The sequence below is a fragment of the Dyadobacter crusticola DSM 16708 genome (genome assembly GCF_000701505.1).
In the GTDB taxonomy this organism is placed as follows: domain Bacteria; phylum Bacteroidota; class Bacteroidia; order Cytophagales; family Spirosomataceae; genus Dyadobacter; species Dyadobacter crusticola.
Window position 1 is genome coordinate 175488 of sequence record NZ_JNJB01000008.1, and the last position, 14008, is coordinate 189495.

The window sequence follows — 14008 nt, forward strand, 5'->3', positions numbered from 1 at the left end:
TGTCTTTTCAAATAATCGTTAACAATCTTATGATATTCCTTTAAAAGCTTCTTCGTTAATAAACGGCTGATTTCTCAGGCGCTGCTTGGTTGCTTTGTAAAACGCATTGGCTACTGCGCCTCCGGTTGGTGGTAATGCAGGTTCACCCAGGCCTGTCGGCGATATTCCATTCTCAACAAAATGAACTTCCACTTCCGGGATTTCATTCATGCGGATCAGCCTGAAACCATTAAAATTGCTCTGATCCGGCGTGCCTTCCTTGAAAGTCATGTTTCCATACATCGCGTGACCCAGACCGTCGACTACGCCCCCCCGTACCTGCTGCAGTGAGCCGCTTTTGTTGATCACGATACCGCAGTCCACAGCAGCAATCACATTTTTGAGAACAGGCTTGCCTTTTTCAACTACTACTTCGCCTACCTGCGCCACGTAGGACCGGTGCGAGAAATAGACGCTGAAACCCTGATGAATTCCTTTCTTTTTGCCCCAGTTACTTTTTTCAGCTGCCAGTTTTATAACACCAATCATCCTGTCAACATCATATTTCACTTCTCCTGCGGGCGATTTCTTAGCTTTTTCAAGAAGCGCAAGTCTGAATGCAACGGGATCTTTGCCCGCAGCCTCGGCTACTTCGTCGAGAAAAGATTGTTCTGCATAAGCCAGGAAGTTAGTAATCGGAGCTCTCCACGGACCTGTTGTAATCGGCGATTTATGCTCAACCGAATCAATGAGCAGGTTATCCACTGACCCGGAAGGGAAATTATCTTCTCTGGTCGGGTTACCGGAGTTGATACCTACTCCGCGCAACTTATATCCGATCATCTCGCCATTCTTGTCTAATGCAGCTTCAAACCGGTATCTTACTGCGGGGCGGTAAATACCGCCTGTCATATCATCCTCGCGAGTCCAGATCACTTTCACCGGCGCTTTTACCAGCTTGGAAACGTGGGCTGCTTCGAGCACGAAGTCAGCTGCTAGCCTTCTTCCGAAACCTCCGCCCTGGCGTGTAATTTCAACTGATATCTTTTCCGGTGCGATACCTGTGAGTTTTGCTACCTCTGCGCGGGCACGGTCGGGTGTTTGGGTTGGTCCGACCAGCTCTACGCCATCCTCCCGCACGTGCGCAAAGAAATTCATAGGTTCGAGTGGGCTGTGAGGCAGGAACGGGCATTGGTACTCCGCCTTAATTACTTTCGCAGCACCTTTGAATGCAGCTTCCACATCCCCGTTTTTTCTCCGGACAGTAGCTTCTCCATTGTCCATTAGCTGTGAGAAAATGCGGTTGTGATCAGCAGAGCTTTCCAGGTCGGCACCTTTTTCGTACTCGATTTTCAAAGCTTCCCGCGCCTTTTTCACCTGCCAGGTAGATTTACCCACCACCGCAACGCTGTTTTCAAATGTGACCACATCAACTATCCCCGGCATCGCCTTGGCAGCGTCTGCATTGACGGATTTCAATTTTAATCCAAAAGCTTTGGGACGTTGAACCAATGCAAACAGCATTCCTTCACGGTAGAAATCAAGTCCGAAAAGCGGCTTACCAGTAGCTATGTCTCCGTTATCGACATTCCTGATTGATTTCCCGATCAGTTTGAAGCTTTTTTCATCTTTTAGTTTGACCTCCTTAGGTGCTTCAAGCTTGGAGGCCGCTTCCGCAAGCTGACCGTAGGTCAACGATTTGCCGGATGCTTTATGTATTACTTTTCCATCGTCAGTTGTGCATTCCGCAGCGGGGACTTTCCATGTGGATGCAGCTGCTTCCACTAGCATATACCTGGCAGTTGCCCCGGCTTTACGCAGCCTTTCCCACGAATGCGGTACCGCGCCGCTTCCTCCTGTGAGTTGCCTTTCGAAAATGTTGGTATCTAAATTTCCCTGTACCGTTTTTACCTGCTTCCAGTCGGCATCGAGCTCTTCGGCTACTACCATTGGAAAAGCGGTTTTGATCCCCTGTCCGATTTCTGGATTTGGCGAAACAATGGTGATAATGTTATCAGTGCCAATTGACAGGTATGCATTGAAATTAATTGTTCCGGCAGCAATGGACTTCGCGTCAACAACAACGGGAAGTGCATTGGAGTTGGACCAGCTAAATCCAAGGAACAGTCCGCCACCTGCCGCAGCTGCGACTTTCATAAAGTCACGCCTGGAAGTCTGATCTAGTGTCTTCATGGTTGATTGGATTTAGAGGCTGCTACTTTCACTGCTTCTTTAATGCGGTGGTAAGTACCGCAACGGCACAAATTGCCGCTCATCGTTGCTACAATTTCTTCGTCAGTTGGCTTTGGCTTTGCCTTCAAAAGAGCCGCTGCTGTCATAATCTGGCCAGCCTGGCAATAGCCGCACTGCGCCACATCCACTTCATCCCAGGCTTTCTGAACCGGGTGATCGCCTTTTTCAGAGAGGCCTTCGATAGTTGTCACTTTGGACTTCCCCACTGCTGATACTGGCAGTACGCAAGACCTGACGGCTTTTCCGTCCAAATGCACCGTACATGCACCGCATTGTGCGATACCACAGCCGTATTTTGTACCGACTAGTCCGAGATTGTCCCGCAGCACCCACAGAAGCGGAGTATCCTGCTCCACATCCGCGTCGACAGTGCGGTTGTTAATTGAAAGTTTGAATAAAGCCATGGTGAATAGGTTGAATCTTACGATGTTCGCTGAGCAGAGAACTTTCCGAAATTACAAAAAATCTCAAAAAGATGCTGGATAGTAGCATTTTATCTGGCGACGAAATTTATGCTTCGCCGCCCGGGCCTCCGAAGCTGATCGGAAAGTTGAACGAAGGATCATTGTCCTGAGAGCTTGGGATCGGACCGTACTGGTCTTCGTACTTCTGTATATTATCTTTCAATGCGGCAATCAAACGCTTGGCGTGTTCAGGTGTGACAATGATCCGCGCTTTGACTTTTGCACGTGGCACACCTGGCATCAGCCGGATAAAATCCAGAATAAATTCGCTGTTTGAATGTGCTATCATGGCCAGATTCGAGTAAACACCCTCAGCCATTTCCTCAGACAATTCTACATTGATTTGTTGTTCGCTTTCCTTTTCTTCTTTCATTGGTTGATTTGGATATAGCCGGAGCTAAAATGGATCACGGAAATTACTAAAAAATTGCAGCACCAAAAGCAAAAAAGCCGGCTCACATTACTGCGAGCCGGCCTTTTACTTGTTTTAATATACTATGCCAATTCTTTTTTCTTACGTGACTGTCTGTCACGAGAATCGGTCAATGCATCGAACTCTTCCTTGGATCCAACGATCAGGCTTTCGTATTGACGCATACCAGTACCAGCCGGGATCAGGTGACCTACGATCACGTTCTCCTTCAGGCCTTTCAGTTCATCGCGTTTTCCACGAACAGCTGCTTCGCTCAGTACCTTGGTTGTTTCCTGGAATGATGCCGCAGAAACGAAGCTTTCAGTACCCAGAGAAGCTTGTGTGATACCCATCAAAGTTGGTTTCGCCACAGCTGCCTGCGCATCACGAGCAACAACCAGTTTAAGATCGCGACGTTTCAAGCTTGAATTTTCATCACGCAAACGGCGAACTGAAACGATCATACCAGGTTTCAAAGTCTCGGAGCTACCAGCGTCTTCCACTACTTTCAGGTCAAGGATCTTGTCATTTTCTTCACGGAAAAGAACACGGTCAACAGCCTGCATTTCGAGGAAGTTTGTATCACCTGCATCCAGAATTTCTACTTTCTGCATCATCTGGCGCACGATACATTCGATATGCTTATCGTTGATCTTCACACCTTGCAGACGGTATACTTCCTGGATTTCATTCACAAGGTACTCCTGAACCGCGGTCGGTCCTTTGATAGAAAGGATGTCCGCAGGCGTAATTGCACCATCAGAAAGCGGGTCACCAGCTCTTACGAAGTCACCATCCTGAACCAGAATGTGTTTCGAAAGTGCTACCATGTAACGACGCTGCGTTCCGTCCTTTGATTCGATGTGAATTTCACGGTTACCGCGCTTAACGCCACCATAAGATACCACACCGTCGATTTCTGAAACGGTAGCAGGGTTAGATGGGTTACGTGCTTCGAAAAGCTCGGTTACACGTGGAAGACCACCGGTAATGTCGCGGGTCTTACCAACCACGCGAGGTATTTTAGCAAGCGGTTGTCCCGCTTTGATCTGCGTTCCGGCTTTTACAACCAAACGCGCTCCAACAGGAAGGTTATAGCCTTTTTCAGTCTGATCTTTCAACAACGTAGACTTACCTTTTACCACGATCGCCGGGTTTTTAGTTTTATCACGTGTTTCAATGATCACTGACTCCTGGAAGCCTGTTTGCTCATCAAATTCTTCACGGTATGTGATACCTTCCTCAATTGCATCGAAAGAAACTGCTCCCGTGAATTCAGAAAGGATTACCGCGTGATATGGATCCCATGTACAAAGTTCTTGTCCTTTGGAAACCTTCTCACCGTCTTTTACCAGCAGGTGCGCACCGTAAGGTACGTTGTTGGAGATCAGCAGTTGGCCGGTTTCAGGGTTAGTAATTTTAACTTCACCTGAACGTCCCATCACTACTGTTACTTCGTCACCTTCTGAGTTAACAGACTGTACAAGACGCAAATCTTCAAAACCAATCACACCGTCAAATTTCGCCTTGATATTTGCTTCAACAGAAATGTTGGAAGCAGTACCACCGACGTGGAATGTACGAAGTGTCAGCTGCGTACCTGGCTCACCGATTGACTGTGATGCAATTACACCCACAGCTTCACCGATATTCACCATGTGCGCCGAAGCCAGAGAACGTCCGTAGCATTTCGCACATACTCCATTGCGCGTTTCGCAAGTCAGTACCGAGCGGATCTCAACAGTTTCAATGCTGGTTTCGTCGATATAGGAAGCAATTTCCTCAGTGATTTCCTGGCCGGAAGCTAGGATCATCTCATTAGAAAGCGGATCAAATACATCATGAACACTTACACGGCCCAAAATACGCTCGGAAAGTGGCTCAACAATATCTTCGTTGTCTTTCAGAGCAGAGATTGCGATACCACGAAGTGATCCGCAGTCTTCCTCAACAACAACCACATCTTGTGCAACGTCATGCAAACGACGAGTCAGGTAACCTGCATCCGCAGTTTTCAAGGCTGTATCGGCAAGACCTTTACGCGCACCGTGGGTTGAGATAAAGTATTCGAGTACGTCCAAACCTTCTTTAAAGTTTGAAAGGATTGGGTTTTCGATGATTTCACCGGCACCACCAGCAATGTTTTTCTGCGGTTTCGCCATCAAACCCCTCATTCCACCCAGCTGACGGATCTGCTCGCGCGAACCACGTGCACCTGAGTGCATCATCATATAGATAGAGTTGAATCCGCCTTTGTCTGTTTCCAGCTGCTTCATCAAAGTCTCAGTAATGCGGGAGTTAACACGCGTCCAGATATCAATAACCTGGTTGTAACGTTCGTTCTCGGTGATAAGACCCATCAGGTAGTTGTTCCAAACGTTTTCAACATCCGCTTTGGCCTGCTCGATGAGCTTTTCCTTTTCTTCCGGAACCATTACGTCGTCCAATCCCATTGACAAACCGCCTTTGAAGGCCATTTGGAAACCAAGTTCTTTGATTTCATCCAGGAATTGAGCTGTACGTGCCACACCAGCTTGTTTGAATACCAGACCAATAATTTGTTGCAATTTCTTCTTAGTCAACAGTTCATTGATGTAGCCAACTTCAGCAGGAACTGCCTGGTTGAACAATAAGCGGCCAGCAACTGTATCGATCAATTTAACCTCGAAAGTTCCGTCGTCATTACGAACACTTACGCGGCATTTAATATTTGCATGCTTCGAAAGCTTGCCTTCGTTGATCGCAATGATAACTTCATCAGGACCGTAGAAAATTTTGCCTTCGCCGATAATCGGATATTCCGGTGTGCTTACGCGCCCTTTCGTTACATAATACAGACCCAAAACCATGTCCTGAGAAGGTACAGTAATGGGAGCTCCGTTTGCAGGGTTCAAAATGTTGTGCGATGACAACATCAGCATAGATGCTTCCAAAACAGCTTCCTGACCAAGTGGTACGTGTACCGCCATCTGGTCACCGTCAAAGTCAGCGTTGAATGCCGTACAAACCAATGGGTGCAACTGGATCGCTTTTCCTTCGATCAGCTTAGGTTGGAATGCCTGGATACCCAAGCGGTGCAATGTTGGAGCTCGGTTAAGCAGAACAGGGTGTCCTTTCAAAACGTTTTCCAAAATATCCCAGATCACAGGATCCTTGCGGTCTACGATCTTCTTCGCTGATTTTACAGTCTTAACAATTCCCCGCTCGATCAGCTTACGGATAATAAATGGCTTGAATAATTCTGCCGCCATATCTTTTGGCAAACCGCATTCGTGCAGTTTCAATTCAGGACCTACTACGATTACCGAACGACCAGAATAATCGACACGCTTACCAAGCAAGTTCTGACGGAAACGGCCTTGCTTTCCTTTCAGCATATCTGAAAGTGATTTCAATGCACGGTTACCTTCTGAACGTACTGCATTCACCTTACGGCTGTTATCGAAAAGCGAGTCAACCGCTTCCTGCAACATCCTCTTTTCGTTACGCAAGATTACTTCCGGCGCTTTGATCTCGATCAGACGTTTCAGACGGTTGTTCCGGATAATCACACGACGATAAAGGTCATTCAAATCCGAAGTTGCGAAACGGCCACCATCAAGAGGTACCAATGGACGCAATTCTGGTGGAATAACCGGTACCATTTTAATCACCATCCATTCAGGGCGGTTTTCGATGCGGGTATTTGCATCACGGAAAGCTTCAACCACTTTCAGACGTTTTAAAGCTTCCGCTTTACGTTGCTGCGAAGTGTCGGTTGCAGCCTGGTGGCGTAGCTCGTAGGATAGCTCGTCCAGCTTAATGCGGCTCAAAAGCATTTCCAATGCATCAGCTCCCATTTTCGCAATGAATTTATTGGGATCTGTATCTGGAAGCAATTGATTTTCGCGAGGCAGTTTGTCGATGATATCGAGGTACTCGTCTTCGGTAAGGAAGTCAAGATATCCTACGCCATCTTCTTCTTTGACACCCGGCTGAACAACTGCATATCGCTCGTAGTAAATGATCTGGTCAAGCTTCTTGGTAGAAAGTCCAAGCAGGTAACCGATTTTGTTTGGCAATGAGCGGAAGTACCAAATGTGCGCAACAGGAACAACCAGCTCGATGTGTCCCATACGCTCACGACGTACTTTTTTCTCAGTCACCTCCACACCGCAACGATCGCAAATAATGCCTTTGTAGCGAATGCGTTTATATTTTCCGCAGTGACATTCCCAGTCCTTCACAGGCCCGAAAATACGCTCACAGAACAACCCACCCATTTCCGGCTTGTAAGTCCGGTAGTTGATGGTTTCAGGCTGGGTAACTTCACCGAAAGAGCTTTCTAGGATAGACTCCGGTGACGCCAGACTGATGGTCATTCTGGAAAAGTCACTATTTAATTTTTTGTTCTTTTTGAAAGACATAATAAAAAGTCGTTTGTCTGTTAGTCAAAAACTAATCTGATTCCATTGATGGCGCCTTTCGGCGCCACGACTAGAAATTAGTCCAGTGTAATCTCCAATGCTAGTCCGCGAAGCTCGTGAACAAGTACGTTGAATGACTCCGGAATATTTGGTTTTGGAAGGTTCTCACCTTTCACGATTGCTTCATAAGCTTTTGCACGGCCAACCACGTCATCAGATTTCACAGTAAGGATCTCTTGAAGAATATGTGACGCACCGAATGCTTCCAAAGCCCACACTTCCATCTCTCCAAAACGCTGACCTCCGAATTGTGCTTTACCACCCAATGGTTGCTGTGTGATAAGCGAGTACGGTCCGATTGAACGGGCGTGCATCTTATCATCAACCAAGTGGCCAAGTTTCATCATGTACATCAGACCAACAGTTACAGGCTGATCAAATTGCTCGCCCGTCAACCCATTGTACAGATAAGTACGTCCCCAATCTGGTAACCCGGCTTCTTTCAGTTCCGCTGCTACCTCTGCTTCTGTTGCGCCGTCGAAAATAGGCGTTGCATAGCGACGACCCAATTTCAGACCTGCCCATGCAAGAATGGTTTCGTAAATCTGACCGATGTTCATACGTGAAGGTACCCCCAGCGGGTTCAACACGATATCAACTGGCGTTCCGTCTTCAAGGAATGGCATATCTTCGTCACGAACGATACGGGCAACAACCCCCTTGTTACCGTGGCGACCAGCCATTTTATCTCCAACTTTCAGCTTACGTTTCTTCGCGATATATACTTTTGCAAGTTTCACGATACCGGCTGGTAATTCATCACCAACTTCAAGCGCAAAACGATCGCGTTTGAAGCGTCCCATGATTTCACTTCTTGCATTGAGATAGTTTTTCAAAACAAGAGAGATCTGGCGATTTGTATCCGGATCTTCCGTCCATGAGTCTGTCAATACATCACCAATCAGGTTCACTTCCTCAGGAACCGCGTATTGGCTCTCATCACGATATGGGTTGTTGGCTGGGAACAAGTTCTCAGAGATATTTCTCACATTAAACTTCATTCCTTTGCTGATCAGCTCATCTCCGAATTTGTGCTTAACACCCTGAGTAGTTTTACCGTCTGTCAATTGAACAAGCTTGTCGATAATCCGGCTGCGTAATGCAGTCAGGTCACGGCTATACTTTTTCATCAAAAGGCGCAGCTCGTCTTTATGTTTAGCACGCTCTTCTTTGGTAGGGCGGGAGAAAAGTTTGGTATCAATAACCACACCTTTCATTGATGGCGGCGCCTTCTTAGAAGCATCTTTCACATCACCAGCCTTATCACCGAAGATCGCACGAAGCAATTTTTCTTCCGGAGTAGGGTCAGATTCTCCCTTGGGAGTAATTTTACCGATCAGGATATCACCTTCTTTAACCTCAGTACCAACCTGGACGATACCATTTTCGTCCAAATTCTTAACAGTCTCCTCACTTACGTTTGGAATTTCAGCTGTTAATTCCTCTTCACCACGTTTCGTATCCCGAACTTCAAGCTCGAATTCTTCAATGTGGATCGAGGTGAAAATGTCGTCACGGACAACTTTTTCGGAAATCACGATCGCATCCTCGAAGTTGTATCCTTGCCAAGGCATGAATGCAACCAAAAGGTTACGTCCTAATGCAAGTTCACCACCTTCCGTACCATATCCCTGGCAAAGTGCCTCACCTTTCTTCACTTTCTGGCCTTTCAGAACCATTGGTTGAAGGTTAAGGCAGGTATCCTGGTTGGTACGACGGAATTTCACAAGGTCATAGGAAACGCTGTCTTCTATGAAGCTAACCAGACGATCTTCATCTGTTCTATCGTATTTAACTACGATTTTCTTAGCATCAACAAATTCAATCACACCGTCGCCTTCTGCAACAACCAATGCGCGCGAATCCATTGCAACACGTTTCTCTAAACCGGTTCCTACGATAGGCGCTTGTGGGCGAAGTAAAGGAACACCCTGGCGCTGCATGTTGGATCCCATCAAGGCACGGTTTGCATCATCGTGTTCAAGGAATGGAATCAGCGAAGCGGCAACAGATACAATCTGGTTCGCAGCAACGTCCATGTAAGATGCCTGAGAAGGATCTACCATCGGGAAGTCGCCTTCAAAACGGGTCTTAATTTTTTCTACCGTAAAGTTCCCTTCTTTATCGACAGACGCATTTGCCTGCGCGATATATTTAGAATCCTCTTCTTCGGCAGTCATATATATAAGCTCATCTGTCAGCTTACCTGCGCCATCAATAACGCGATAAGGTGTTTCGATAAAGCCCATTCCGTTCACTTTCGCGAATACGCAAAGTGAAGAAATCAAACCGATATTTGGTCCTTCCGGAGTTTCAATGGTACAAAGACGACCATAGTGCGTGTAGTGAACGTCACGCACCTCGAAACCAGCTCTTTCACGAGAAAGACCACCAGGTCCAAGTGCAGACATACGACGCTTGTGGGTAATCTCAGCCAATGGATTCGTTTGATCCATGAATTGAGACAACTGGTTGGTACCAAAGAAGGAATTGATAACAGAAGAAAGGGTCCGCGCATTGATCAAATCAACAGGCTTGAAATCTTCATTGTCACGTACGTTCATACGTTCCTTAATAGTACGCGCCATACGCGCCAAACCAACTCCGAACTGAGCATAAAGCTGCTCGCCCACAGTCCTTACACGACGGTTCGAAAGGTGGTCAATATCATCGACAACCGCTTTTGCATTGATCAAACCAATTAGGTACTTCACGATAGAGACGATGTCTCCGGTTGTCAGAACGCGAACGTCCAGACTTGTATCAGAACCTAACTTTTTGTTAATACGGTAACGACCAACATCACCTAAGTCATAACGTTTATCACTGAAGAACAAGCTCTGGATAACGTCCCTTGCTGTTTGTTCGTCCGGTGCCTCAGCATTACGCAATTGGCGATAGATCTGCTCAACTGCCTCTTTATCGGAGTTTGAGCTATCTTTTTGCAGGGTATTATAAATGATATTATAATCCGCCACATTCATATCTTCCTTATGAAGAATAACTGACTTCTGACCTGACTCGGTGATCACATCGATATCATCAGCAGAAATAGTAGAGTCCCGTTCCAGCAAAACTTCATTACGCTGAATAGAAACTACTTCACCAGTATCTTCATCCACGAAATCCTCAGTCCAGGTACGAAGAACCCGCGCTGCCAAGCGGCGGCCCACTGCTTTCTTGAGGTTAGCAGGAGTAGCGCTGATTTCTTCCGACAATCCAAACAGGTCCAGAATGTCTTTATCAGATCCGAATCCAATTGCTCTCAAAAGAGTAGTAACAGGAAACTTCTTCTTACGATCGATGTAAGCATACATCACATTATTCACGTCGGTCGAGAATTCAATCCACGATCCTTTGAACGGAATAATACGTGCAGAATATAATTTAGAACCATTTGTGTGCTTACTCATCGAGAAGAACACGCCTGGCGAGCGGTGAAGCTGAGAGACGATTACACGCTCAGCACCATTGATTACGAATGAACCTCTTTCGGTCATATAAGGAATGTTTCCTAAGAAAACCTCCTGTTCAATGGTTTCAAATTCTTCATGATCAGCGTCATTACAGATCAGACGAAGCTTCGCTTTCAGCGGAACTGCGTAGGTAAGTCCGCGATCGATAGATTCATCAACTGAATATTTTGGTGGTTCAAGAAGATAATCAATGAACTCCAAAACGAAGTTGTCGCGTGAATCCGCAATCGGAAAGTTTTCTGCGAAAACTTTGTACAATCCTTCTCCTGAACGATCTTCCACTGATGTATCCAAACTGAAAAAATCCCGGAACGATTGTACCTGGATTCCTAGCAGATCCGGATAATCAATAATCTGATTAATCCTTGAGAAGTTCTTTCTAGGTGTTGTTGCTTTAATTGTAGCCAAGGCTATGTTTGATTTGGGTTAGAAGAAAAACCAGTACGCCGAACTGCGTGTCGAGTATGGTATTAATTAGTTTTAAACCTAATCTAATGCCTCGTAGAGAATAGATAATGGCCCCTTTTCTGTCTTTTCTACGAGTAAAGAAGTGTTTCGGGCGAATTATCGAAGAAGAAATTGACAGGAAGCAGCAAGTCGCCGCCGCCTCTGTAGAGAACGTTGAAAATAACGTTTTCGTTTGGTATCTACACAAAATAGGAAAAGACCTGACGATTGTCAGGCCTGTTTCCTGGAATTATAGGATGCCGTTAAAGAGCAAATTACTTCACTTCAACTTCTGCACCTGCTTCTTCAAGTTGTTTTTTCAAAGCTTCTGCTTCGTCTTTAGCAACTCCTTCTTTAACAGGCTTTGGAGCACCGTCAACTAGTTCTTTCGCTTCTTTCAGTCCAAGACCAGTAAGGTCTTTAACCAATTTCACAACAGCAAGTTTGCTTGCGCCAGCTGATTTCAAGATCACATCAAAAGATGTTTTCTCCTCAGCAGCAGGAGCATCTGATCCGCCACCAGCAGCAGGACCTGCTACCATTACTGCACCAGCCGCTGCAGGCTCAATACCGTACTCATCTTTAAGAATTGTAGCCAATTCGTTCACTTCTTTAACCGTTAGGTTAACAAGCTGTTCTGCGAAAGCTTTCAAATCTGCCATTTTATTTTTGATTTTTTGATTATACAATAAGATGATTAAAAAGCTCTGATTTATTAAACCCGGAGAGCTAAGCCTGGCTACTATTAGTCTTCTTTTTCAGACAAAGTTTTAAGGATACCAGCCAATTTGTTGCCGCCGCTTGAAAGAGCACCGATAACATTTTTAGCAGGTGACTGCAACAATCCAATAACTTCTCCAATCATTTCTTGTTTCGATTTGAGAGAGATTAGAACGTCAAGCTGGCTTTCACCAACAAAAACCGCGGTATCAACAGAAGCTCCTTTAAATTTAAGCTTGTCGCTACCTGATTTCTTCTTGAATTCTTTTATCAGTTGTGCAGGAACTTTGCCTGACTCCGGATGAAACATCACTCCAGAAAATCCTTTCAACACTTCGTTGAATGATGAATAGTCTGTATCTAATGTTTCGAGCGCTTTTCTAATCAATGTATTCTTAACAACACGATACTCAATACCGCGCTCAAAGCACAATCCTCTTAGCTGGTTAACCTCGCTAACAGACATTCCACTCGCGCTTGTAATATAGAAGTACGGAGTGCTAGCGAATTTCTGACTTAACTCGTCTATAATTACTGCTTTCTCTTCCCTTGTCATATTATAATCCTGGAATCGTGTTTTTATCAATAACAACACCCGGGCTCATCGTACTAGACAAGTGAATGCTTTTCACGTAAGTACCTTTTGCCGAAGATGGTTTAAGGCGTACCAAGGTGTTGATAACTTCCTGAGCATTCTGTGCAAGCTGGTCAGTTCCGAAAGAAACTTTACCTACGCTGGTGTGGATGATTCCTGTTTTATCAACCTTAAAATCAATCTTACCTGCTTTCACTTCTTTAACAGCTTTGCCTACTTCAGGGGTTACCGTTCCCGATTTAGGGTTTGGCATTAATCCGCGAGGACCTAATACTTTACCTAAACGTCCCACTTTTGCCATTACACTCGGCATAGTGATGATTACGTCAATGTCAGTCCAGCCTTGTTCTATCTTTTGGATATACTCGTCAAGACCAACAAAATCTGCTCCTGCTTCTTTCGCCTCTGCCTCCTTATCTGGAGTACAAAGTACCAAAACACGCACTTCTTTTCCGGTTCCGTGTGGCAATGTTACCACGCCACGTACCATTTGATCAGCTTTCCGAGGATCAACGCCCAAGCGAACATCGATGTCTACAGAAGAATCAAATTTGGTGTAAGAAATCGTTTTAAGAACGTCCGCCGCCTGCTCCAAAGAGTAAGCTTGATTTGGGTCGTATTTCGAAAGCGCTTCTTTTTGCTTTTTGGTCAGTTTTCCCATGTTCTTTGTTTCGTTAGCGTAATTTAAAACCTACGCTTAGTTGTTTTCTTCCCATGGGGCTTTGCCTGCCACGGTGATACCCATACTACGAGCCGTTCCCGCTATCATTTTCATGGCAGAATCAATTGTAAAGCAGTTCAAATCTGGCATCTTTGTCTCAGCGATCGTACGAACCTGATCCCAAGAAACCGAACCTACCTTCAAACGGTTTGGCTGAGCCGAACCGGTCTTTACTTTTGATGCTTCCAGAAGCAAAATCGCGGCCGGGGGGGTCTTAATGACAAAGTCAAAAGACTTATCCTTATAGTATGTAATAACTACCGGCAATACCACACCCATTTTATCCTGGGTACGGCCATTGAATTGCTTGCAAAACTCCATGATATTCAAACCCTTCGATCCTAATGCAGGACCAATCGGAGGTGAAGGATTGGCTTGGCCGCCTTTCACCTGTAGTTTGACGTATCCACCTATTTCTTTTGCCATTGTTTTGGAATTTGTTGGGTCATTGATCAATCACGGTTCTAATGCAAGT

At 45.7% G+C, this 14008-nt stretch carries 9 protein-coding genes; all 9 read right to left on the reverse strand.

Features of this window, described 5'->3' with window-relative positions; genetic code table 11:
- Positions 1–27 precede the first annotated feature (27 nt).
- Positions 28–2172, reverse strand: a complete 2145-nt coding sequence (locus Q369_RS0113385; RefSeq protein ID WP_031528314.1) for a xanthine dehydrogenase family protein molybdopterin-binding subunit — start codon at positions 2170–2172, stop codon at positions 28–30.
- The gene (locus Q369_RS0113390; RefSeq protein ID WP_031528315.1) at positions 2169–2636 is read right to left on the reverse strand and encodes a (2Fe-2S)-binding protein; all 468 of its coding nucleotides are present in this window, start codon (positions 2634–2636) and stop codon (positions 2169–2171) included. Before Q369_RS0113390 ends, Q369_RS0113385 begins: the two co-directional genes overlap by 4 nt.
- Before the next feature lie 106 nt (positions 2637–2742).
- On the reverse strand, positions 2743–3069 hold the full coding sequence (locus Q369_RS0113395; protein WP_031528316.1) for a DUF3467 domain-containing protein: 327 nt from the start codon (positions 3067–3069) through the stop codon (positions 2743–2745).
- 122 nt (positions 3070–3191) lie between these two features.
- Positions 3192–7514 carry a DNA-directed RNA polymerase subunit beta' gene (gene rpoC / locus Q369_RS0113400; RefSeq protein WP_031528317.1) on the reverse strand — a complete coding sequence of 1441 codons (4323 nt, stop codon included), beginning with the start codon at positions 7512–7514 and terminating at the stop codon, positions 3192–3194.
- Positions 7515–7591: 77 nt separating this feature from the next.
- A complete protein-coding gene (rpoB, locus tag Q369_RS0113405) occupies positions 7592–11458 on the reverse strand; it encodes a DNA-directed RNA polymerase subunit beta (RefSeq protein WP_031528318.1) in 3867 nt (1288 codons plus the stop codon).
- Between the two features lie 314 nt (positions 11459–11772).
- Positions 11773–12159 (reverse strand): 50S ribosomal protein L7/L12, encoded by a 387-nt coding sequence (rplL, locus tag Q369_RS0113410; RefSeq protein ID WP_031528319.1) that lies wholly within the window; start codon positions 12157–12159, stop codon positions 11773–11775.
- An 83-nt stretch (positions 12160–12242) separates the two neighbouring features.
- Positions 12243–12773, reverse strand: a complete 531-nt coding sequence (rplJ, locus tag Q369_RS0113415) for a 50S ribosomal protein L10 (RefSeq protein WP_031528320.1) — start codon at positions 12771–12773, stop codon at positions 12243–12245.
- A 1-nt stretch (position 12774) separates the two neighbouring features.
- Positions 12775–13473: a 50S ribosomal protein L1 gene (rplA, locus tag Q369_RS0113420; RefSeq protein ID WP_031528321.1), complete on the reverse strand. Its 699-nt coding sequence runs from the start codon at positions 13471–13473 to the stop codon at positions 12775–12777.
- A gap of 36 nt (positions 13474–13509) precedes the next feature.
- Positions 13510–13959, reverse strand: a complete 450-nt coding sequence (gene rplK, locus Q369_RS0113425; protein WP_026631777.1) for a 50S ribosomal protein L11 — start codon at positions 13957–13959, stop codon at positions 13510–13512.
- Positions 13960–14008 lie beyond the last annotated feature (49 nt).